Source organism: Planosporangium flavigriseum, assembly GCF_011947225.1.
Taxonomy (GTDB): Bacteria; Actinomycetota; Actinomycetes; order Mycobacteriales; family Micromonosporaceae; genus Planosporangium; species Planosporangium flavigriseum.
On record NZ_JAATVW010000020.1, the window covers coordinates 15135 to 37936 of the forward strand.

Annotated in this window: 19 protein-coding genes; 14 read left to right on the forward strand and 5 right to left on the reverse strand. The window is 70.0% G+C overall.

What is annotated here, in order from left to right; translation table 11 throughout:
• Positions 1-224: 224 nt before the first annotated feature.
• Positions 225-1112, forward strand: a complete 888-nt coding sequence (locus HC028_RS22440; RefSeq protein ID WP_168079374.1) for an RNA polymerase sigma factor SigF — start codon at positions 225-227, stop codon at positions 1110-1112.
• Positions 1113-1166: 54 nt separating this feature from the next.
• The gene (locus tag HC028_RS28240; RefSeq protein WP_205861634.1) at positions 1167-1466 is read left to right on the forward strand and encodes a VOC family protein; all 300 of its coding nucleotides are present in this window, start codon (positions 1167-1169) and stop codon (positions 1464-1466) included.
• Between the two features lie 35 nt (positions 1467-1501).
• On the opposite strand, the gene HC028_RS22450 is transcribed toward HC028_RS28240, so the two are convergent.
• Complete coding sequence (locus HC028_RS22450) at positions 1502-1660, reverse strand: hypothetical protein (protein ID WP_168079375.1); 159 nt, start codon at positions 1658-1660, stop codon at positions 1502-1504.
• 427 nt (positions 1661-2087) lie between these two features.
• Between HC028_RS22450 and HC028_RS22455 the strand changes: the two genes are divergently transcribed.
• Together HC028_RS22455 and lpdA are read left to right on the forward strand one after the other, a co-directional pair.
• Positions 2088-3221, forward strand: coding sequence for a L,D-transpeptidase (locus HC028_RS22455; protein ID WP_168079376.1), 1134 nt, complete (start codon positions 2088-2090; stop codon positions 3219-3221).
• 84 nt (positions 3222-3305) lie between these two features.
• Complete coding sequence (gene lpdA, locus HC028_RS22460) at positions 3306-4691, forward strand: dihydrolipoyl dehydrogenase (RefSeq protein WP_168079377.1); 1386 nt, start codon at positions 3306-3308, stop codon at positions 4689-4691.
• Between the two features lie 63 nt (positions 4692-4754).
• Here the strand turns inward: lpdA and HC028_RS22465 are convergent, their stop codons facing one another.
• Both HC028_RS22465 and HC028_RS22470 read right to left on the reverse strand, forming a co-directional pair.
• On the reverse strand, positions 4755-7229 hold the full coding sequence (locus HC028_RS22465; protein WP_203981448.1) for a M14 family metallopeptidase: 2475 nt from the start codon (positions 7227-7229) through the stop codon (positions 4755-4757).
• Positions 7230-7350: 121 nt separating this feature from the next.
• Positions 7351-9909 carry a putative bifunctional diguanylate cyclase/phosphodiesterase gene (locus HC028_RS22470; protein ID WP_168079378.1) on the reverse strand — a complete coding sequence of 853 codons (2559 nt, stop codon included), beginning with the start codon at positions 9907-9909 and terminating at the stop codon, positions 7351-7353.
• Between the two features lie 325 nt (positions 9910-10234).
• Here HC028_RS22470 and trmB point away from each other — a divergent pair, with 325 nt between their 5' ends.
• The 7 genes from trmB (at position 10235) to HC028_RS22505 (ending at position 18283) form a co-directional block, all read left to right on the forward strand.
• Complete coding sequence (gene trmB / locus HC028_RS22475) at positions 10235-10858, forward strand: tRNA (guanosine(46)-N7)-methyltransferase TrmB (protein ID WP_239075606.1); 624 nt, start codon at positions 10235-10237, stop codon at positions 10856-10858.
• Positions 10859-11024: 166 nt separating this feature from the next.
• Positions 11025-13520: a DEAD/DEAH box helicase gene (locus HC028_RS22480; RefSeq protein ID WP_168079380.1), complete on the forward strand. Its 2496-nt coding sequence runs from the start codon at positions 11025-11027 to the stop codon at positions 13518-13520.
• Positions 13521-13606: 86 nt separating this feature from the next.
• Positions 13607-14371, forward strand: coding sequence for an SDR family NAD(P)-dependent oxidoreductase (locus HC028_RS22485; RefSeq protein WP_168079381.1), 765 nt, complete (start codon positions 13607-13609; stop codon positions 14369-14371).
• 124 nt (positions 14372-14495) lie between these two features.
• Positions 14496-14741 (forward strand): DUF5326 family protein, encoded by a 246-nt coding sequence (locus HC028_RS22490; protein ID WP_168079382.1) that lies wholly within the window; start codon positions 14496-14498, stop codon positions 14739-14741.
• Between the two features lie 208 nt (positions 14742-14949).
• Entirely contained in the window at positions 14950-15156 is a 207-nt protein-coding gene (locus HC028_RS22495; protein ID WP_168079383.1) for a heavy-metal-associated domain-containing protein, read from the forward strand.
• 2 nt (positions 15157-15158) lie between these two features.
• Positions 15159-16040, forward strand: coding sequence for a hypothetical protein (locus HC028_RS22500; protein ID WP_168079384.1), 882 nt, complete (start codon positions 15159-15161; stop codon positions 16038-16040).
• A complete protein-coding gene (locus HC028_RS22505; RefSeq protein WP_168079385.1) occupies positions 16037-18283 on the forward strand; it encodes a heavy metal translocating P-type ATPase in 2247 nt (748 codons plus the stop codon). Before HC028_RS22500 ends, HC028_RS22505 begins: the two co-directional genes overlap by 4 nt.
• A 42-nt stretch (positions 18284-18325) precedes the next feature.
• Here the strand turns inward: HC028_RS22505 and HC028_RS22510 are convergent, their stop codons facing one another.
• Together HC028_RS22510 and HC028_RS22515 are read right to left on the reverse strand one after the other, a co-directional pair.
• A complete protein-coding gene (locus HC028_RS22510) occupies positions 18326-18616 on the reverse strand; it encodes a metal-sensitive transcriptional regulator (RefSeq protein WP_168079386.1) in 291 nt (96 codons plus the stop codon).
• Entirely contained in the window at positions 18613-20070 is a 1458-nt protein-coding gene (locus HC028_RS22515; RefSeq protein ID WP_168079387.1) for a bifunctional DedA family/phosphatase PAP2 family protein, read from the reverse strand. Before HC028_RS22515 ends, HC028_RS22510 begins: the two co-directional genes overlap by 4 nt.
• 203 nt (positions 20071-20273) lie before the next feature.
• On the opposite strand from HC028_RS22515, the gene HC028_RS22520 reads away from it, so the two are divergent.
• The 3 genes from HC028_RS22520 (at position 20274) to HC028_RS22530 (ending at position 22793) form a co-directional block, all read left to right on the forward strand.
• Complete coding sequence (locus tag HC028_RS22520) at positions 20274-21197, forward strand: NADP-dependent oxidoreductase (RefSeq protein WP_168079388.1); 924 nt, start codon at positions 20274-20276, stop codon at positions 21195-21197.
• 220 nt (positions 21198-21417) lie between these two features.
• Positions 21418-22560 (forward strand): EAL domain-containing protein, encoded by a 1143-nt coding sequence (locus HC028_RS22525; protein ID WP_168079389.1) that lies wholly within the window; start codon positions 21418-21420, stop codon positions 22558-22560.
• Positions 22561-22616: 56 nt separating this feature from the next.
• Positions 22617-22793, forward strand: coding sequence for a DUF1059 domain-containing protein (locus HC028_RS22530; protein WP_168079390.1), 177 nt, complete (start codon positions 22617-22619; stop codon positions 22791-22793).
• The last annotated feature ends 9 nt before the right edge of the window (positions 22794-22802 follow it).

Sequence of the window (22802 nt, forward strand, 5' to 3'; positions counted from 1 at the left end):
TTGTCGGCTAATCTGACGACAACGCATCCACCGAAAGGTGGATCCGGCCCGAGATGTTCGGTGCACACATCGTCAAGAAGCGGCGGTTGTCACCAGCGAAACCATCTTGCGCCGGCACTCAAGCAACGGGTGTCGCGCGACGTTAGCTCCCTGGTTGGATGCTGCCTGCACGCTTCTTCGTGCACCAGCGTCGGCCGTGACCTGGCACAAGAAGGATGACGCTGATGACTACCTCCCTGGACCGTAGTGCCCGCATCGACGAGGACCTCACCACGATCGAGGTCGACGCCCCAGCGACCAGCACCACCGAAGCTGCGCCCGTGGCCGCACCGTCCCGTGCTGCCAAGGAGGCGGACGCGGCGGCCAAGGCCCTGATCGCGGCCCTGGCCGACCTTCCGGCCGACAGCCCCGACCGTCCGCGCGTGCGGCAGCGGCTGATCGAGGCGTACATGCCGCTGGCCGAGCACCTGGCCCGCCGCTTCCGCAACCGCGGTGAGCCGCTCGACGACCTGGTGCAGGTCGCCTGCCTGGCTCTGGTGAAGTCGGTGGACGGCTACGACCACTCCCGCGGTGCGGCGTTCACCAGCTACGCGATCCCGATGATCCTCGGCGAGCTCAAGCGCCACTTCCGGGACAAGGGCTGGAACGTACGGGTGCCACGCCGGCTGCAGGAGCTGCGGCTGGACATCGGCAGGGCCAGCGGAGACCTGGCCCAGCAGCTCGGCCACTCGCCGACGGTCACGGAGCTCGCCGGCCACCTCGGGGTCCGCGACGAGGACATCATCGAGGCGATGGAGTCGGGCCATGCCTACCGGGCGCTGTCGCTGCACGCGCCGGTCGCCGGCGACGAGTCCGGCACCGAGCTGGCGGACATGCTCGGCGATGTCGACCACGACCTGGAGAACGTCGAGAACCGCGAGGCGCTCCGCCCGCTGATCGCGAAGCTGCCGCAGCGTGAGCAGCGCATCATCGTGATGCGGTTCTTCGGCAACATGACCCAGTCGCAGATCGCCGCCGAGATGGGCATCTCCCAGATGCACGTGTCGCGGCTGCTCGCGCACGCCATGAGCGTTCTGCGTGACGGACTCGTCGCTGAAGCCCGCCGTTTCTGATAGATCCAACGCTTCGCCCCGTCGGCTGCCAGCGTCGCACCGGCGGGGCGATCGTTGTGTGCGCGCGTCCGATTCGTTCAAGGCGGCGGCGACGAGGCGCGCTTACGGTGGTGGCATGGCACTGAATTTCGATCTCATCGGCTTCGATCCGAGTGGACACCCGTCCAGGGTGATCCGCGGGTGAGTCTGGCGTTCCGGTGCGACAGCCCGGAAGAGGTGGACCGTACGTACGGCGCGCTGACCGAGGCCGGCTACCACGGGTACAAGAAGCCGTGGGACGCCTTCTGGGGCCAGCGGTACGCCGTCGTGCACGACCCGGACGGCAACAGCGTGGACCTGTTCGCCGCTGGGTAGACGTCAGGCGGCGGGACTGTCACGCCGCGAGCGGTTCAGCGCGGGGACTTCAGGAGCTCCGGATGGCGGCTCACCTCGTCGATGGACCGCAGGATCGCGTGGAGTGACGGAAAATAACGGGCCGTGATCTTGTGAATCAGCCATGCCAGCAGGATGCCGACGAGTTCGGCGATGACGGTCGCAAGCAGGATCACGTACACCATCTCCCTCGCGTCTCGGGGCGCCTCTCAGGGAGGCCCGCAGTCCGGGCAGCGCTCGACGCGACCGGTGTCCGTGCCGGCGCCGAGGTGTCAGCTAACCGAACTGCGCCGGTTGGAACCGGCGGCGCCCATTGCTTTTTCCGGAACCTGAAGGGGCGCGTGAGGCGGCATGGCGCGCCCGCGCAGCCGTCATATTCAGCGCATGAGGGACCAAATACCGGGGAGGCATACGGTCCGACCCAAATGGGGGACGACAGATGGGGGAAGGAACAGAATGACAGGATCACCGGGTCGTGAGCCGCGTCATTCCGGATACGTAGCCGGGCGTTCACTGGCTACGCGCACCCTCGGTCTCGCGGTTGTCACGCTCAGCTTGGCGGTAAGTACCGCATGCACCCAGTCGGGTACGGACGAGGCGTCCGTGCGTAAAGATTCGATCACCAAGGGCGAGGCCGGCCGGAATGCGCCATCCGCTCTCGTCCTCACGCCGGCCCCGAACGCCACGAGCGTCACCCCCGGTGACGGGGTCACGGTGGCCACCGTGTCGGCGGTCCTGGACACGGTCGCGCTGACCGACGCGGAGGGCAGGCAGGTGCCGGGCGAGTTCGACGCCGGCCGGCACACCTGGCACAGCACGGCACCGCTCGCGTTCGAGCAGAGATACACGCTTGCGGCGGCGGGCACGGGACGTAGCGGTAAACGGCTGACGCAGAACAGCGCCTTCACGACGGTGAAGCCGGCGAAGCTGACCAGCCCCAGCCTGCAAGCCAACAAGTTCAAGCAGCTGTCGGAGTTCCCGACGTTCGGCGTGGGCCAGCCGATCATCGTCAGCTTCAGTGAGCCGGTGATCAACAAGGCGGTGGCTGAGAAGTCGCTGCAGGTCAGCACCGAGCCCCGCGTCGACGGCGCCTGGCGCTGGTTCGGCGACCAGGAGGTGCACTGGCGGCCGCCGGAGTACTGGAAGCCCGGTACCAAGGTGACCGTCAAAACGAACGCGCACGGCAAGGACCTCGGCGGCGGCCTGTACGGAGACCAGGACAGCTCCGCCTCCTTCACGATCGGCCAGTCGAAGATCGCCATCGCGGACGACACGACGCACCACATGCAGGTGTTCATCGACGGCAAGGTGGTCCGCGACATTCCTGTCGCGATGGGCCTGAACCAGCAGCTCGGCGGCATTGATCTGCGTACTCGCAGCGGCCCGCACGTCGTGCTCGGCACCGAGGAGGTGACCCGCATGACCTCGGCGAGCTTCGGCCTGACCGGTGAGGGTGCCTACGACACGATGGTGTCGTACACCACCCACATCTCCTACGAGGGTGAGTACGTCCACGCGGCGCCGTGGAGCGAGGCCCAGCAGGGCAACAGCAACGCGTCGCACGGCTGCATCAACATCAATACCGAGAACGCCGTCTGGTTCATGCAGAACTTCGGCCTCGGCGACATCGTCGATGTCCGCAACACGGGGCTGCCGCTCCAGTCCACGGACGGGTTGCTGGACTGGACGTTCAGCTGGGAGGACTGGGTCAAGGGCAGCACGGTCGCACAGCGGTAGACCGACGGGTGAGCGGACAGCGCACCGGACAGCCGCATCGGGCGTGCGGCTGTCCGACGCCCGCACGCCACTACGATCGGTCTCATGAGCGCACACTTCGATGTCGTCGTTCTCGGTGCGGGTCCCGGCGGGTACGTGGCCGCGATCCGCGCTGCCCAACTCGGTCTGCGCACCGCTGTCGTCGAGGAGCGTTACTGGGGCGGGGTGTGCCTCAACGTCGGCTGCATCCCGTCCAAGGCCCTGCTGCGCAACGCCGAACTGGCACAGATCTTCACCAGCGAGGCGAAGACGTTCGGCATCCGCGTCGACGGCGAGGTCACGTTCGACTACCAGGCCGCGTACGAGCGCAGCCGGAAGGTCGCCGACGGGCGGGTCAAGGGCGTCCACTACCTGATGAAGAAGAACAGCATCACGCAGTACGAGGGGCGTGGCACGTTCACCGACGACCACACGCTGCAGGTGGGGGACGAGACGATCACGTTCGACCACTGCATTATCGCCGCCGGTGCCTCGCCGAAGCTGTTGCCGGGCACCTCGCGCAGCGACCGCGTCGTCACGTACTCCGAGCAGATCCTCAGCGACTCGCTGCCCCGCAGCATCGTCATCGCGGGCGCCGGCGCGATCGGGGTCGAGTTCGCGTACGTGCTGCGCGCGTACGGCGTGGACGTCACGATCGTCGAGTACCTCGACCGGGTGGTGCCGCTCGAAGACGAGGAGGTCTCGGCCGAGCTGGCGCGGCGGTACCGGAAGCTGGGCATCAACCTGCATACGTCGACCCGGGTGGAGTCGATCGAGGAGACCGCCGACGGCGTACGGGTCACCATCACCAAGGGCGACCAGCGGCAGGTCCTCGAAGCGGACAAGGTCCTGCAGGCGCTCGGGTTCCAGCCCAACATCGAAGGGTACGGGCTGGAGCGCGCCGGCGTGCGGCTGGCCGACCGGGGCGCGATCGACGTCGACGGCCGGTGCCGGACCAGCGTGCCGCACATCTTCGCGATCGGTGACGTCACCGCGAAGCTGATGCTCGCGCACGGGGCGGAGGCGATGGGGATCGTCGCCGCGGAGACGATCGCCGGGGTGGAGACGATGGAGCTCGACTACGTCATGATCCCGCGGGCGACCTACTGCCAGCCGCAGATCGCCAGCTTCGGCTGGACCGAGGCGCAGGCGCGCGAACGCGGCTTCGACGTACGGGTGGCGAAGTTCCCGTTCACCGCGAACGGCAAGGCGCACGGCTTGGGCGACGCGGGCGGGTTCGTCAAGATCTTGAGTGACGCGAAGTACGGCGAGCTGCTCGGCGCGCACCTGGTCGGTCCGGAGGTTACCGAGCTGCTGCCGGAGCTGACCCTCGCCCAGCAGTGGGACCTGACGGTCACCGAGGTGGCGCGGAACGTACACGCGCACCCCACGCTCGGTGAGGCGGTCAAGGAGGCGATCCACGGCCTGGCAGGGCACATGATCAACATGTAGCTGTCTCCCATGATCACCGGGAGTTCGAGGTGCTATAGCACCTCGAACTCCCGGTGATCATCGTTATTTCCGGTGGCGGCAGACGTCGCCCAGGTCGACGGCTCCGCCGCGACCGACCACCACCTGGTGGACCGCCGCGATCGAGCCGCCCGGCCGCTCGCAGGTGAGCGTCCACGCCTCGGCCACGCCGGGTAGCGGCGGCTTCGGCGGCTGGAACGTCACGCCAGGGGAGGTCCAGTCGTCGACCGGCTGGTCCGGCACCTGGGCGTAGTTGACGACGACCGCCCGGTACGTGCCGGGCGGCGGGTCGATCAGGACCGCATCCTCGAAGTTCGTGCCGCCGGTGGCGGACTGGCCGACCACGTGACCCTGAGCGTCCACGATGTACAGGTCCCAGTCGACGTCCGAGTTCTTCCATTCGATGCGTACGTGGGCCTCGCCGTTGTCGGCGGCCGGCGGACCCTCCACTGTGAACGGTATCTCCTCGTGCGGCCCGTCAAGCGGCGAGCCGGTGTTCTCTGCCGGCACTCCGTCCGGATTGGACAGTGGCTGGGCGCCTTGCGTCGGCGCGCTCGGGTAGCGGCCGTACCGGCCGGCCACGTACGGCCGGGTGGACGGGTTGACGTGCCAGGCGAACTGCCCACCGGGAGTTTTTAGCGTGCTGTCGAGCACGTCCGAGTACATCAGCGCAGGCCCGACCGTACCGTCGGAGCCGATCACCGGCGAGGTCGGCGTCTGGAACTCCTTGTGTATCCGCAGCGTCCAGCCGGCCGGCGCACGGCCGGTGATGGTGGCGTGGTGGGCGGCGTTGGCCGTCGACTCCAGCATCGCGAAGTACGCCTCCCGGTTGCCGCCCTTGCCGGCGCCGGCCGCGGGCGCTCGGCCCAGGTACTCGGCGACCACGCCCACCTCGAACGGCGGGTGGAACTCGGTGCCGCCGATCTCGAACGTGTACCCGAGCCCGCCGGTCACCCAGTACGACCAGTCCTCGGTCGTGCCGGTCGTGTCGTACAGCTGCCAGCTGCGGATGTTGTTGTACCCGTTCTTGTCGGCCATCTCCTCGCCGAGCCGGTACAGCAGCGGCTCGTCGACCGGGTCGCCGGTGGCCAGCACGCCCGGCGGGCGCAGCACGAGGTTGGAGTACGTGTGGTTGGTGATCAGGTTGGTGACCTGGCGGCCGGCGATCAGCTCGCGGATCGACCCCACCTCGGGCTCGGAGAACGGTGCCGGGCCGCGGTACGTCTCGCCGTTCCAGTTGGTGCTGGCCCCCGGGCCGCCCCAGAACCCGCCGTAGTTGCGGTTCAGGTCGGTGCCGCGCCGCGGGCCGGCGGGCGTGAGTGGGCACAGCCCCTCGCGCAGATCTGGCGTCGGCGCGTCGACCGGGCTGCAGTTCTTCCGCTTGTACTCGTACGCCCTGGCCGCGGCGTCGCCCCGCTCGGTCGCTTCGCGGGACACCGAGAACCCGTCGGGGTTGACGATCGGCACGACGATGGCGCGGGTCGCCGACACCAGCCGGGTCGTGCGCTGGTCGCGCCCGTACCCGTTGACGAGGTCGTAGGCCCACTCCATCGCGCTCTCGCCGGACGGCCACTCCCGCGCGTGATGTACGCCCATGTTCAGGAAGACCGGCTTGCCGTCGGCGGTGTTGCCGGCGTTCGGCGTGATCTCGATGCCGTCGATGTCGCGGCCCTCGATCGACCGGTACGCCAGCGTGATCGGCTTGACGAGGGTCGGGTGCCGGCGGGCCAGGTCCTTCATCTCGTAGTCGTAGTCGGCCAGCCGGCGGTAGGCGGTGCGGCCGCTCGGCAGGTCCGACCGGTCTTCCTGCGCGGCGTACCGGCGGTCGGACTCCCGCGTGCGCGCGATGTGGTCGGCGAGGTCGTCGATCTTCACGGTGAAGCCGAAGCCGGCCGCGCGTAGCCGGTCCGCATCCGCCTGGCCGTGCAGGATGACGTCCACGGTGGTGTCGGTGGCGGCCTCGGTGAGGTCGAAGTCCTGCCGGATGAGCTCGTTCTTGTCGGCGCGGGTCGGGGTGCTGACCGCGACGAGTTGGGCCTTCTCGCTGGCGGCCGGAGGCTGCGCGACGAACGTCACCGACACGTTGACGCGGTGAGCGTTCCCGGCGAACCGGCAGCCCTGTACGCGCAGCGTGTCACCGGCGTTGACGAACCCGTCGGCCACCTCGTGGCTGCGGAACCCGGCCGAAGCGGCGACGAGGCGCCCGGTGGCCTTGTCGAAGACGGCGACGTCCCAGTCAGAGTCGCGGCCGCGTTGATCAGTTGGGTCGAGCCGGGCCCGGACGAGGCCGGTCGACGTGGCGGTGATGTCGAATCCGTCGACGCCCCGCTGCCGGTCGGCGGGCGCCTCATGGCATTTTCGCGCCTGGGCGGCGACCGCGGTGAGGGTCGACTTTCCCGCAGCCGCTGCCCGGTCCTGCGCCGGGTCGCCCAGCGTGGCGATCGTTACGCCGCTCGCCGCCAACGCGACCAGCAGTGCGGTGTGTGTGGCCTTCCGGCCGCGCGTGTCCACTGTGCCCACACGTACCCCTCCCGCTCGGCGGGGGCGGCGGTGCTCCCGCTGCGGCAGCGACGCTATCACCGTGATCGATGGGTTGCGACCCTCGTGCGGGCTTGCCCGACCCTCGGATCGGGGGTACCGGTCAGGCGCCGGCGCGCGGCAGGGCGGTGTCGCGTTCGCGGCTGGTACGGCCGACCAGCCACGCCGCGAAATCCGCGGCCGCCAGCGGCTTGGAGATGAAGTACCCCTGGAGGAGGTCGCACCCTTCGCGGCGCAGGTGCTCCAGCGTCGCGGCGTCCTCGACGCCCTCGGCGACCACGTCGAGGTCGAGCGCGTGGCCCAGCTGGATCGCCGAGCGCACCACGGCGCGGTCGCGGTGGTCTTCGGCGAGCCGCTGCACGAACGACTTGTCGATCTTTACCTCATTGATCGGCAGGTTCCGGAGCCGACCGAGAGACGAGTAGCCGGTGCCGAAGTCGTCGATGGACAGCCTGACGCCGATCGCCCGCAGGCGGTCGAGAGTCTTCCTGCCACCGGTCGGGTCGGCCATCAGCGTGCTCTCGGTGATCTCCAGGGTGAGGCTCGCGGGGGGCACGCCGGTCTGCTCGAGAAGCCTCGTGACGACGTCCGGCAGCGTGCTGTCGTGCAGGGCGTTCGGCGATAGGTTGACGGCTATGTGCAGGTCGTGGCCGGCGCGCCGCCAGGCCGCGCACTGGCGCAGCGCTACCTTGAGCACGTGCAGGGTCAGCGGCCGGATGAGGCCGGAGCGCTCGGCGAGCGGGATGAACACGTCAGGTGAAATGAAGCCTTCCCTGGGGTGGCGCCAGCGGGCGAGCGCCTCGGCGCCGGTGACGAGCCCGGTGGTGGGGTCCAGCTTGGGCTGGAACTGCACGGTCAGCTCGTCGAGCCGGATGGCCCGGGCGAGGTCCGCCGTCAGGGACAGGTGGTGGGCGGAGCTCTTGTCGTCGCGCGGCTCGTACAGCCGGGCGCCGCTCCGGGTCCGTTTGGCGGCGTACATGGCGACGTCGGCGTGCTGCATCAGCAGTTGTGCGGCGTCGCCGTGCTCGGGCCCGCAGGCGATACCGATGCTCACCCGGGGGGTGAGGCTGAGGTGGTCGATGACGACGGGCTGATCCATCGCGTCGGCGAGGTCGTGGCCGACCGCCAACGCCTCTGCCGGACATGTGAGATCGGACAGCATTACGGCGAACTCGTCGCCGCCGAGCCGGGCGACGAGACCCTGGCCGGCGAGTTGCTGGCGTAGCCGGTCGGCCACCTCGAGCAGCAGCGCGTCGCCGGTGTCGTGGCCGAGGGCGTCATTGACCTCTTTGAACCGGTCCAGGTCCAGCACCATCACGGCGGTGACGCCGGTGCCGGGATCACGCAGCGAGGCCCCGAGCAGCTCCTGGAACTGCTGCCGGTTGGGGAGCCCCGTCAGCAGGTCGTACCGAGCTAGCCGCTCTTTTTCGGAGACCTCGATGCGCAGCCGGTCCACCAGGACGGTCTTCGCCAGCGACAGGCCCGCGTGGTTGGCCAGCGCCTCGAACAACCGCACCTGCTGGGCGCCGAACGTCGGGGTGTCGGCGAGGCTGTTCGCGACCAGCAGGACGGCTCTGCCGGAGTCGCCGAGCGAGAGCGGCACCGCGATGCCATCGACCGGTGCGTCGCCGGCCGGTCCTTCACCGCGGCTGGTGTCCCTGCCCGCCGCCCACAGCACCGGCCGGCCCTGAGCGGCCGGGTACCACCAGGCCGACTCGGCACCGGTGGTGACCATGGTCGAGTCGAGCCTGCCGGTGCCGGACATGCGGGTGCGGGTCCACTGACCACCGCCCGGTCCGGGCATGAGGAGTTCGGCCACCTCCGCGCGCAACTGGTCGCGGACCTCGCCCAGGACGGTCCACGTCACCTCCGCGCTGTCCAGCGAGCCGTCCAGGGCCCGGGTGAAGGCGTAGAGTCCTTCGACCTGGGCATGGCCCTGGCCCTGCCGCTCGTAGCCTCGCAAGGCCAGGAAGACGACGACGGAAAATACCGCCAGCAGTCCGATCGCCCGGAAGTCACGCCCCACGACCAGTCCGCCGAGCAGGGCGATGGAGGTGGAGACGAAGACGACCGGCACGCCCCGCACCACGGCGGCGGGTAGCCGGCGCCACTCGCCGGGATCGTCGTGCAGCGAGATCACCACGGTGACGAGTACGGCCGCCAGTGCGTCGGCGGCGATCATCGCGGCGTACGCCGCAGCCCACTCGCGCGGTCCCAGCGCGGGTGGCGGCCCGGCGAGCAGTCCGAAGACAGCCGCCGCGAGGGTGGCCTGCGCGCCGTACAGCGCCACGTTGAAGGCCAACTTCAGCCCACGTTGGCGGCGGAACAGCGCGGTCCCGACGGCGCCGCCGAGTACGCGCGCGAAAAGCAGCCCCGCCGGACCGACGGTGAACAGGCCGAGCACAAGGGGGACTTCGCCGAGGCCGAGGGCGTGACTTCCACGCCGGACGCGCAGGTTGATGGTGAAGCCTTCGGTGGCCACCGACATCAGGGTGATGACGGACATTGCGATCACGTTGTGTGTGAACGACCAGCGGCCCCGGTCCGGCAGTATGAGCTGGACGGCCAGCGTCACGACCGCCGTGCCGACCGTCAGCAGCGCGACCCGAACACCTGCGCGTGCCCGTCGTGGCCGCACGGACGAGCCCGTTGCTGCGGTCACGCTCGAGTCCCCGTTCACGTCGTCCTTTCGGCAGCGGATCAGCGATCGGTGGGTGTTGCCGGCGGTCCGATTTGGGCTGGTCGCATCCGCGTACCTGTCCATGGTTGACGCGACGTGGCACCCCAGATGTCAGGCGACCGGTCATAGCCGTCGCCAGCGGCCAACTGCACCCAGGCGGCAACCGGCCGGGTCCCTGCTTGCTACCGTCGGCGGCCATCGGCGCCGGTCGGCGGCGCGGTCCGCGTACCCTCGTGTCATTGTGATTTCGACTCCGCGCCTGCCGCACCTCCCGCACATCCGCACCTTCCACCCCCGACGTGGCCGGATGGGCGACCGGCACCGCGACGCGCTCGAGCGCCTCTCGCCGGTGTACGGGGTGCCCGTCACCGGGGAGCTTCTCGACCTCGGTGTGCTGTTCGGCCGGCACGCGCCGGTCGTACTGGAGATCGGCAGCGGCATGGGGGAGGCCACCGCCGAGATGGCGGCCGCCGACCCCGACCGCAACTACCTCGCCGTCGACGTCCACACGCCGGGGATCGCCAACCTGCTCGCCCTCACCGAGGCGCGCGGCCTCGCCAACGTCCGGGTGGCCCTCGGTGACGCGCTCGATCTGGTCCGCCACCAGCTCGCGCCGGACAGCCTCGACGCCATCCACGTCTTCTTTCCCGACCCGTGGCCGAAGGCCCGCCACCACAAGCGGAGGCTCATCCAGCCGCAGCACGTGGAGTTGCTGTGCTCGCGGCTGGTGCCCGGTGGCGTGCTGCACTGCGCCACCGACGCGGCCGACTACGCCGAGGCGATGCTCGCGACGCTCAGCGCGGACCCCGAGCTGATCAACGCCCATGACGGGTACGCGCCGCGCCCCGACTACCGGCCGCTGACCCGGTTCGAGCAGCGGGGCGTCCAGGCCGGCCGCGACGTCTTCGACCTGGTGTTCCGCCGCCGCTGAGTTACCACTTTTTGATCCACCCCCTCCGCAAGAGCCCCGCAGTTTGGCCCAAACTGCGCTTATCCCGGCCGGGGAAGCCGCAGTTTGGCCCAAATTGTGTGGATCTTGGGGGGCTGCATCGCCAAGATCGCGGATAAGGGCGGGTTCGTGGCACGATTGGTCGGCCATGACGCTCATTGACCAGCTGCCGACGAACGCCGACCCCGACTCCGTCTTCGAAGCCTTCGCCGGCTGGGCCGCCGACCGGGGCCTCGCTCTCTATCCGCACCAGGAAGAGGCCCTGATCGAGATCGTCTCGGGGGCGAACGTCATCCTCAACACCCCGACGGGGTCGGGGAAGAGCCTGGTGGCGGCCGGCGCGCACTTCGCGGCGCTCGCCGACGACCGTACGACCTTCTACACCGCCCCGATCAAGGCCCTGGTGTCGGAGAAGTTCTTCGCCCTGATCGACATGTTCGGCGCGGCGAACGTGGGCATGCTGACCGGCGACGCGAGCGTCAACGAGGATGCGCCGATCATCTGCTGTACCGCCGAGATCCTCGCCAACATCGCGCTACGCGACGGCGCCGAGGCCGACGTCGGCCAGGTCGTCATGGACGAGTTCCACTTCTACGCCGACCCGGACCGGGGCTGGGCCTGGCAGGTGCCGTTGATCGAGCTGCCGCAGGCGCAGTTCATCCTGATGTCGGCGACGCTTGGTGACGTCAGCTTCTTCGAAAAAGACCTGACCCGCCGGACCGGCCGGCCCACGGCGGTGGTGGCGAACGCCGAGCGCCCCGTGCCGCTGCACTTCACGTACGCCATGACGCCGCTGCACGAGACCCTCGAAGAGCTGCTGTCCACCCGCCAGGCGCCGGTCTACGTCGTCCACTTCACGCAGGCCGCCGCGCTGGAGCGGGCCCAGGCGCTGATGAGCGTCAACGTCTGCACCCGCGAGGAGAAGGACGCCATCGCCGCGGCGATCGGGAACTTCCGCTTCACCTCCGGCTTCGGCAAGGTGCTGTCCCGGCTGGTGCGCCACGGCATCGGCGTCCACCACGCCGGCATGCTGCCCAAGTACCGCCGTCTGGTCGAAACGCTCGCCCAGGCCGGCCTGCTGAAGGTCATCTGCGGCACCGACACCCTGGGCGTCGGCATCAACGTGCCGATCCGCACCGTCCTGTTCACCGGACTGTCCAAATACGACGGTACGCGGACGCGGCTGCTCCAGGCCCGCGAGTTCCACCAGATCGCCGGGCGGGCCGGCCGGGCCGGGTACGACACGATCGGCACCGTCGTCGTTCAGGCCCCCGAGCACGTCATCGACAACGAGAAGGCCCTGGCGAAGGCCGGTGACGACCCGAAGAAGCGGCGCAAGGTGGTCCGCAAGAAGCCGCCTGAGGGGTCGATCGGCTGGGGCCAGCCGACCTTCGAGCGTCTGGTCGAGGCCGAACCCGAGCCGCTCAAGTCGAGCTTCGCCGTCAGCCACGCCATGCTGCTCAACGTCATCGGTCGGGTCAACGCCGACGGTGGCGGCGACGCGTTCAACGCCATGCGGCACCTGCTCGAAGACAATCACGAGGACCGGCCGGCGCAGCGCCGCCACATCCGGCGCGCCATCGCCATCTACCGGGCGCTGGTGGCCGCCGGCGTGGTCGAGAATGTCGACGGCGTGATCCGCCTGACCAATGCCCTCCAGTTCGACTTCGCGCTCAACCAGCCCCTGTCGCCGTTCGCCCTCGCGGCCCTGGAACTGCTCGACCGCGAGTCGCCGTCGTACGCCCTCGACGTGCTGTCCGCCATTGAGTCCACACTGGACAATCCGCGCCAGGTGCTGTCGGCGCAGCAGCACAAGGCGCGCGGCGAGGCGGTCGCGGCGATGAAGGCCGAGGGCATCGAGTACGAGCAGCGCCTGGAACTGTTGGAGGACGTGACCCACCCGAAGCCGCTCGCCGAACTGCTGGAGGCCGCGTACGACATGTACCGCCGCGGCCACCCGTGGGTCGCCGACCACGAGCTGGCGCCCAAGTCGGTGGTGCGCGACATGTACGAGCGCGCGATGACCTTCACCGAGTACGTCAGCTTCTACGGCCTGACCCGCTCGGAGGGGCTCGTCCTGCGGTACCTCGCCGACGCGTACAAGGCGCTGCGGCAGACCGTGCCCGGCGAGGCCAAGACCGAGGAGCTCAGCGACCTGGAGGAGTGGCTGGGCGAGCTGGTCCGGCAGGTCGACTCCAGCCTGATCGACGAGTGGGAGCGGCTGCGTAACCCGACCGACTCTTTGGAAGCAGCCCCCGTCGCCGAGCCGCCCGCGGTGACCCGCAACGTCCGGGCCTTCCGGGTACTGGTCCGCAATGCGCTGTTCCGCCGGGTCGAGCTGGCCGCGCTGCGCCGCTACGGCGAGCTCGGCGAGCTGGACGCCTCCGACGGCTGGGACGCTTCGGCGTGGGAGGCCGCGCTGGAGCCGTACTTCGACGAGTACGCCGACATCGGCACTGGTCCAGAGGCGCGTGGTCCGGCGCTGCTCATGATCGAAACTGGTCGCGATCGCTGGACGGTACGCCAGATCTTCGACGACCCGGCCGAGGACCACGACTGGGGGATCAGCGCCGAAGTCGATCTGGCGGCGTCCGACGAGGCCGGCGCGGCGGTGGTACGGGTGACTCACGTCGGGCCGCGGTAGGCGACGGCATCGGCAGCCGACCAGGATCGGCCGCTGGCGGCGATAGGCTGGCAAATGGATCATCAGCCATCGTCGGGGGAGGAGCGATGCCTGATCGACTGGATGGCACGGTTGCGCTGATCACGGGCGCGTCGAGTGGAATCGGCGAGGCGACGGCGCTGGCGTTCGCCGAGCAGGGCGCCGCGGTCGCGCTCGCGGCCCGCCGGGCCGACCGGCTGGAAGCGCTCGCCGCCAAGATCCGCGAAGCCGGCGGGACAGCGGTGACGATCGCCGCCGACGTCACCGACGAACAGCAGGCGAGAGAGGCCGTGAAGCGCACGGCGGCCGAGTTGGGCCGCCTGGACACCCTGGTCAACAACGCCGGCGTGATGCTGGTCGGGCCGGTGGTCGACGCTCCGGTCAAGGAGTGGGAGCGCATGGTGCAGGTCAACCTGCTTGGCCTGCTGTACTGCGCCCACGCGGCCCTGCCGCACCTGTTGGAGGCCGCCGAGAGTCAGCCGCGCCGGGTCGCCGACATGGTCAACATCAGCTCGGTCGCCGGACGGACCGCGCGGCGCGGCTTCGGGGTGTACAACGCAACCAAGCACGCCGTCGGGGCGTTCAGTGAGTCGCTTCGCCAGGAGGTGACCGGCCGGCACGTCCGGGTGTCGCTGGTCGAGCCCGGCGCGGTCGAGACCGAACTGGTCAGCCAGAACCGCCCGGAGATCCAGGAACTGCTGGGCCAGCGGTTCACCGGCGTGGAGCGTCTGCAGGCGGCCGACATCGCCGACGCCATCAACTACATCGTCACCCGCCCCCGGCGCGTCGCGGTCAACGAGATCCTGATCCGGCCGACGGAGCAGGAGCCCTGACTTCGGCGATGCGCCTGACTTCGGCGATGCGCCTGACTTTGGCGATGCAATAGCGTCGCTTGCGGAAACGCGGCACTCTGGACGTTGGCGGTGGCATCGAGCCGCCCACGACACGGGAGGCTCCATGAACACGGGACGATTGCTGGCCTGGCTCACCGCGCCCCTGGTAGGGGTGGTGGTGCTCGGCATGCTGGCGGTCTGGCTGTTCAAGGCGCTGCTGGGACTGGCGTTCTACCTCCTGGTCGGCGCCTTGGTGGCCGGCGGCGCGGTCTACCTGTACCGGAAGGCGAAGCGGGCGGTGGAGCCGGGCAGCCGGAACCGTCGGCGCATCGAGGCGGCGGCCGAGACGTACCGGATGCGCAACCGCTGACCGTACGCGGGGGTTCGCCTCGCTCCTCATGATCCTGAAGACATGATCCTGAAGACATGATCCTGAAGACATGATCCTGAAGACCTTGTGGTGCCACGACCCCACAAGGTCTTCAGCCTCATGGTTAGCGGTGGGCGGCGTCACGTGGCTGTAATACCCCAGGGGGGTATGCTAGGTTCGTCGATGAGCCTTCAGCGAGGAGACCACCATGGCGACGACCACCTACACCGTTTCCGGCATGACCTGCGGGCACTGCGTCAACGCGGTGACTGAGGAGCTCAGCCAGCTCGACGGTGTGACGGACGTGCGGGTCGACCTCGCCAGCGGCGCGGTCACCGTCACGAGCGCGGCGCCCCTCGACGACACGGCCGTGGCCGCCGCGGTCGACGAGGCCGGCTATCAGCTGGTGAGCTGAGCGTGCAAACCCTGGCCAGGCTTGGCGCGTACGCGCTCGGCCTGCTGATCGTGTTCGGCGGCGCGGCGGGGCTCGGCAAGGTGGCCGGGCCCCACGCCACCGCCGCTCCCAAGGCCGCGCACCCTGCCCACGAAAGCTCCGACGGTGGACACGGAGTTGGATTGCCCGGCGGCCTGCAGACCACCCAGGACGGCTACCGGCTCAAGCCGGTGACAACCGGCCTCGCCCCCGGCGCCGCCACCGACTTCGCCTTCCAGATCATCGGCCCGGACGGCGCGCCGGTCACCCGCTACACCCCGACCCACGAGCGCGACCTGCACCTGATCGTCGTGCGCCGCGACCTGTCCGGGTTCCAGCACGTACACCCCACCCTGACCGGGGACGGCACGTGGCGGATTCCGCTGACCGTCCCGGCGGCCGGCCAGTACCGGGTCTTCACCGACTTCCAGCCCGCGGGCCGGCCGAAGGCGCTGACCCTGGGCGTCGACGTCCCGGCCGCGGGGAACTACGCGCCGACGGCGCTGCCCGCGCCGGTTCGCACTGCCGCGGTCGACGGCTATACCGTCGAGCTCGCCGGTGACCTGGTCGCCGGCACTGCCAGCAAGGTGACGCTCCGGATCAGCCGGGGCGCCCACGCCGTCACCGACCTGCAGCCGTACCTCGGCGCGTACGGGCACCTGGTCGCCCTGCGTGACGGCGACCTGGCCTACCTGCACGTCCACCCGGACGGCTCACCCGGCGACGGGCGCACCGCGGCCGGCCCGGACGTGACCTTCTACGCGGAGGTGCCGAGCGGCGGCGCGTACCGGCTGTACCTGGACTTCCAGCACGCCGGCGCGGTGCACACCGCCGAGTTCACCGCTGTCGCGAAGGAGGCGTCATGACCGGTCTGCTGCCCAGCGCGGGCAACCGGATCGAGCTGAACATCGGCGGCATGACCTGCGCCTCCTGCGCCGCGCGGATCGAGAAGAAGCTCAATCGCATGGACGGCGTGCAGGCCACGGTCAACTACGCCACCGAGAAGGCGAAGATCGTGTACGCGGACAGCGTCACCCCCGCCGACCTGATCGCGACCGTGGAGAAGACCGGCTACACCGCGGAGGTTCCGAAGCCGCCGGCGCAACCGGCTCCGGTCGACGAGCTGGCGTCCCTGCGTACCCGGTTGTGGGTGTCGCTGGTCCTGACGGTCCCGGTGATCGCCCTGTCGATGGTGCCGGCGTGGCAGTTCACCTACTGGCAGTGGCTGGCGCTGACCCTGGCCGCTCCCGTGGTCGTCTACGGAGGGGCGCCGTTCCACCGGGCGGCCGCGGTCAACCTGCGGCACGGCGCCGCGACCATGGACACCCTGATCTCGCTGGGCACCCTCGCCGCCTTCGGCTGGTCGCTGTGGGCGCTGTTCTTCGGTACGGCCGGTACGCCCGGGATGCGACACCCGTTCACGTTCAGCATCGCCCGTACCGACGGTGGCTCGAATCTGTACCTGGAGGCCGCCGCCGGCGTGACGCTGTTCCTGCTCGCCGGGCGCTACTTCGAGGCCCGGTCCAAGCGGCGGGCCGGCGCGGCCCTGCGGGCCCTGCTCGAACTCGGCGCGAAGGACGTGGCCGTGCTGCGCAACGGCGCCGAGGTACGCATCCCGATCGAGCAACTCGCCGTCGGTGACCGGTTCGTCGTCCGCCCCGGAGAGAAGATCGCTACCGACGGGGTCGTGGCGGAGGGCACCTCCGCTGTCGACGCGTCCATGCTCACCGGCGAGTCCGTACCCGTCGAGGTCGCGCCCGGCGACGCCGTCGTCGGTGCCACCGTCAACGCCGGCGGTCGTCTGGTCGTCCGCGCCACCCGGGTTGGCTCGGACACTTCTCTTGCGCAGATGGCCCGGCTGGTCGAGGACGCCCAGAACGGAAAGGCCGCTGTCCAGCGGCTGGCCGACCGGATCTCCGCGGTATTCGTACCCGTCGTGATCGCGCTTGCGGTCGGTACCCTCGGCTTCTGGCTCGGGTCCGGCGCCGGACCGGCTGCGGCGTTCACCGCCGCCGTGGCCGTACTGATCATTGCCTGCCCCTGCGCGCTGGGCCTGGCCACGCCGACCGCGCTGCTGGTCGGCACCGGTCGCGGGGCCCAGCTCGGCATCCTGATCAAGGGGCCGGAGATGCTGGAGTCCACCCGCCGTGTCGACACCGTCGTGCTCGACAAGACCGGCACCGTGACCACCGGGAAGATGTCCCTGGTCGACGTCGTACCGGCTGCCGGGCAGGACGCCGACGAGGTGCTCCGTGTCGCCGGTGCCCTGGAGGCCGCGTCCGAACACCCGATCGCGAAGGCGATCGCCGAGGCGGCCACCGACCGGCTGGGTGTGTTGCCCGCGGTTTCTGGCTTCGCCAACCTGGAGGGGCTCGGCGTCACGGGCACGGTTGCCGGCGCTGCCGACGGTGCGCCGGAGGCGGCCGTAGGTCGGCTGCGGTTGCTGGAGGATCGCGGCTTCACCGTGCCATCGGAGTTGCGCGGCGCTGTTGCGGACGTTGCGGCGGGCGGCCGTACCGCGGTCGTCGCCGGCTGGGACGGCACCGTCCGCGGGGTGCTCGCGGTGGCGGACACGGTCAAGCCGACCAGCCGGGAGGCGATCCGGCGACTGCGCGAACTCGGGCTGACCCCGATTCTGCTGACCGGCGACAACGCCACGGTGGCCGCCACGGTAGCGGCTTCGGTGGGTATCGACGAGGTGATCAGTGAAGTCCTGCCGGCCGACAAGGTCGATGTGGTCAAGAGACTGCAGGCCGAGAGGCGGGTCGTCGCGATGGTGGGCGACGGGGTCAACGACGCGGCGGCGCTCGCCCAGGCCGACCTGGGGCTGGCGATGGGTACCGGCACGGACGTGGCGATCGAGGCGTCCGACCTGACCCTGGTGCGCGGCGACCTCCTGGCCGCCGTCGACGCGATCCGGCTGTCCCGCCGCACGCTGCGCACCATCCAGGGCAACCTGTTCTGGGCGTTCGCCTACAACGTCGCGGCTCTGCCGTTGGCGGCGGCCGGCCTGCTCAACCCGATGATCGCCGGTGCTGCGATGGCGTTCTCATCGGTGTTCGTGGTCTCCAACAGCCTGCGGCTACGCGGCTTCCGGCCGGTGACCTGAGCCGCCGGCGAGCCGGCCCGTACCTGGATCTTGGGAGCTTCGTCAGCCTCGCTTCATCAGCCTGCCGACGGCGGCCATCATCTCGTCGGCCATCTCCTGGCTACGGCCCTCTTCCGCGCCGGCGATCATGCAGTGGCGGGCGTGGTCGTCGAGCAGGCCCAGCGCCACCTTGTCCAGCGCGGCCTGGATCGCGCTGATCTGGGTCAGCACGTCGATGCAGTAGCGGTCCTCTTCGACCATCCGTTCGATGCCGCGGACCTGGCCCTCGATGCGGCGTAGCCGGCTCAGCAACTGGTCCTTGGTGGCGGTGTAGCCGCGCGTAGGCGAAGTCACCCGTCCATGGTAGCGAACCCCCGGGGGGTATCAGTCGGTCCGCGTCGGGGAGTGTCGCGATCTCGGTGGCGGAGCCGGGCCGGCGGTCCGGCCCGCCGATCCGGACGATCGATACCGCGGCGCAGGTACAGCGCCAGGACGGCGGCCAGCCACGCGCCGCCGAGGGCGTACCCGCCGAGAACGTCGGTGAGCCAGTGCGCGCCGAGATAGATCCGGGAGGCGCCGACGAGCAGCGCGATGCCGGCCGCCGCCGTCACCAGCAGGGTGCGGACGCGCCTGCTCCGGCCGGCGAAAAGCACCATAGCCAGCGCGCCCCAGGTCGCCACCGCCTGCGTACTGTGCCCGGAGGGGAACGCCAGTCCGCTGGCGTGGCTGAGCAGGTCGGTCGCTGGTGGGCGAGGCCGGTGGACGAGCTGCTTGGCAAGCTGGTACAGCACGACGGCACCGAGGAACGTCACCCACAGGTACCGTGCTTCGCGCAGCCTGCGCTTGCGCAGCAGCACCGCTGTGGCGATCAGCAGCAGCGGAACCAGTACGAAGCTGGAGCCGAGCCACGTGACGTTGCGCATGATCAGGATGAGCCAGTCCGGCCGGTGCGCGACGACAAAGGCGTGCACGCTCTGGTCCACCTGATTGGTGTCGCCCGTGAGCACGTCCTGGGTGAGGCCGCCGAACGTCCACGCGCAGAGCCCGGCGAGTACGAGCGTGACGGTCACCGCGAGCCCGTCTGGCGCGGCGGGGTCCAGCCGCCGACGCGCCCATGCCAACTGCTTGGGGAAGCGGCGCCGGACCCAGACGGCCGGCGGCGTGGCCGCCAAGCGATCACCGGTCGCGTGCAGACGACGGGACTGCCGCTGCGTGGCCCGCACGAGGACGGACAGCGCGAACGCCAGCGCGACCAGCGCCAACATGGTCAGGCCGACCCGGCTCGCCAGGTGCGCCGCCCGGTGCCAACTCGCCCCCGCGAGATAGCCGATCAGGACCATCGCGGTCGCCCACACCGCGCCGCCGGCGATGTTGTAGAAGGCGAAGGTCCGGTACGGCATGCGCGCCATGCCCGCCAGGCCGGGAATCAGGACCCGTAGCGCCGCGGTGAACCGCCCGAAGAACACCGCCTTGCCGCCCCGCTCGGCCAGGTACCGCTCGGCCCGGTCGAGATGCTTCTGCCGCACGAACCGGCCGAGGGTTCCGTTCAGCACGCGTCGGCCGTACCGGCGTCCGAGCGCGTACCCGATGCTGTCGCCCAGGATCGCGCCGGCGATCGCCGCGGCGAGGACAGCGGGGAGGCTGACCCGATGGTTGAAGGCGAGGACTCCACCGAGCAGCACGGCGATCTCGCCGGGAAACGCGAAGCCGATGAACGCCGACGACTCGAGCAGCGGCAGCGCGAACACGACGGCCAGGGCGGTCCAGCCGTGCAGAGCGAGGACGTACCTGGCGACGGTCTCTGTCATACAGCTGCCTCCAGCCTGATCATTCCCACTTTTACCCCGTAAACCCCCACGCCATGTAGTAGATGTGGCGGGGAGGTCCGGGGTGCCCACGTGGCCGGGCTCGGCTGGCGGTGGCAGGCTACAAACCAAGACCTCTCATCGCAGGTCACGAACTCCTGGGCGGACCACCACCAGGCGGGCTGCCAGTCGATAGGGAGGGCGCGATGCGCGCGATTCTCGTCGAGCGGTTCGGCGGTCCGGACGTGCTGCGGCTGCGAGACGTGCCGCTGTCACAACCCAAGTCCGGCGAAGTGCTGGTACGGATCAACTCCGCAGGTGTCGGACCCTGGGACGTGGCGCAGCGGCAGGGGCGTTTCGGTACCGAGCTGCCGTACATCCCGGGGTTCGAATGTGCCGGCACGGTCGTGGGCAAGACCGGGGACAACGCCGGCTTCCACGATGGCGAGCCGGTGTACGGATACATCGGCATGGGCGGCACCTATGCCGACTACGCCGCGTGCCGCCCGGAGCGGTTGGCCCCGGTGCCCATGGCGCTCGCCCTGTGGGAGGCGGGCGCCGCGCCCGTGGATCTGCTGACCGCTGACGCCGGGATCAACGACGCCCTCGCGGTCCGACGCGGCCAGTCCGTCCTCGTCACCGCCGCCGCCGGCGGGCTGGGACACCTCGCCGCCCAGTTGGCCGTGCACGCCGGGGCACACGTCGTCGCCACCGCCGGACGCGATCACCACAGCTTCGTACACAAGCTCGGCGTCGCCGAGGTGGTCGATCATTACGACGAAGATTGGCCCCAGCGGGTACGGGACCTCACCTCAGGGGGTGTCGACGCCGCACTGTCGACCGTGACCCCCACGACCGACGGAGCTATCGCCGCCACCCGGGACGGCGGTACCGTCGCCACCCCCGCTCCGGGCGGTGAGGTGCCGGCCGGCCGCCGGGTACAGCTACTGCGCTACCAGGGGCCGATGGACGGCCGGCGGTTGGCGCGCCTCGCGCAGGTCCTCGACGATGGCTCGGTCGCTCTTTGCGTCTCGGCCCGCTTCGACCTGGAGGACGCACCCGCCGCGCACAGTCAGGTCGAGCAGGGGCACACCTGGGGCAAGGTCGTGCTGAGCGTGAACGACGACTGACCCAGGTGCCGGTTGCGCTGGTGTCGGCGGCGCTGTCGTTGGCCGCGGCGCTCTTCGCCGTGCTGTTGTCGGCCTGCCCGCGCCCGGTCCGGACTTCGGACAACTCCGATGGGGCTTTTGAACCCTGCCTCGGGGGCCGGTCGAGGGCGTGATCGACGCCCCATGGTGAGCGTCACCGCAAGACGCCTCAGGTTCGGCCACGGGGGGCCGATGACTCGGCATGAGCCTCACCACGTCTACGGACGGCGCCGACACGTCGGTGGACTGGCACCGGGCCCTGGCGGCCGTCGTGGCGGGTACCGATCAGCCGACGCTGGTGGCTCAACCCATCATTGACCTGGCCAACGCCGGGATCGCCGGATTCGAGGTGCTGTCCCGGTTCAGCGGCGAACCGCAGGCGTCGCCGGATGTCTGGTTTGCCCAGGCGGAGCGGCTCGGGTACGCGGTGGAGCTCACCGCCCGCGTGATCGACCGGGCGTTGGCTCTGCGTACGACGCTGCCACCGAACACGTTTCTCACGGTCAACGTCGAGCCGCATCTGGTGTCGCACCCGGCGGTCCGCGAGGCGCTGCGTGCCGACGGGGGGCTCTCACGCATCGTCGTTGAGCTCACCGAGCACGTTCAAGCGTCCGACGAGCGGCAACTGCACGCGACGCTGGACGAGATCCGTGCCGCAGGCGGTCTGATCGCCGTGGACGACGCCGGTACCGGATACGCCGGCCTCGGCCAGTTGCTGTCGGTCCGGCCGGACATCGTCAAGCTCGACCGGGAGCTCGTCACCGGGATCGACAACGATCCGATCCGACGCGCTCTCGTGCAACTCCTCGGCGACTTCGCCGCGCGGATGGATTCCTGGCTGCTGGCTGAGGGGGTGGAGACGGTCGCCGAGCTGCAGACCCTTGCGTCGCTGGAGGTGCCGCTCGTACAGGGGTGGCTGCTGGGCCGTCCCGCCGCACCCTGGTCGGAGCTAGCCCCCGGGGTGGTCGACCTTCTGCACGGCTGTGCCCGGCGGATGCAACTCGACGAGTACGTGGCCCATCTCGTGCGCGACTGCCCAAGGGTTCAGTTGACCACGGTCACGCCGGGAATGAACTGCGACGAGGCGCAGGGTACCGCGGTCGTCGACGACCTGGGCCGTCCCCTGGGCGTGGTGGTCGCCGATCCGCTCGGCGTCGCCCGTCTCGCACCGGCGCTCGCCGTCGCGCCGTCGTCGACGCCCGTCGACGTCATCCGACGAGCCATGGCGCGACCCGTCTGGCACCGGGGCACACCGGTGGTCTGTACGGACATCAATGGCCAGCTGATCGGGCTCATCGACATGTCTGAGCTCACGGAGGCCACGATCGGTGTGCTGAAACGTTGATCGGCATTTCACAACCGCTCATCCGGAAGGTCCGGACCGGTAACGAAGGGATCACTATGAAGAAGTTCCGTTGTGGCGACGTCGTCCCGGGCTGCACGGCCAGGTTCAACGGAGACGAGGCGAGCATCCTTGCCGCCGTCGCCGCGCATGCCGGCGCCGACCACGGCCTGGTCGAGGTTCCGGCCGAGCTCGTTGCCCAGGTACGCGCCGCGATGGTTGACGTCGCGGAGTAATCGTCGTCG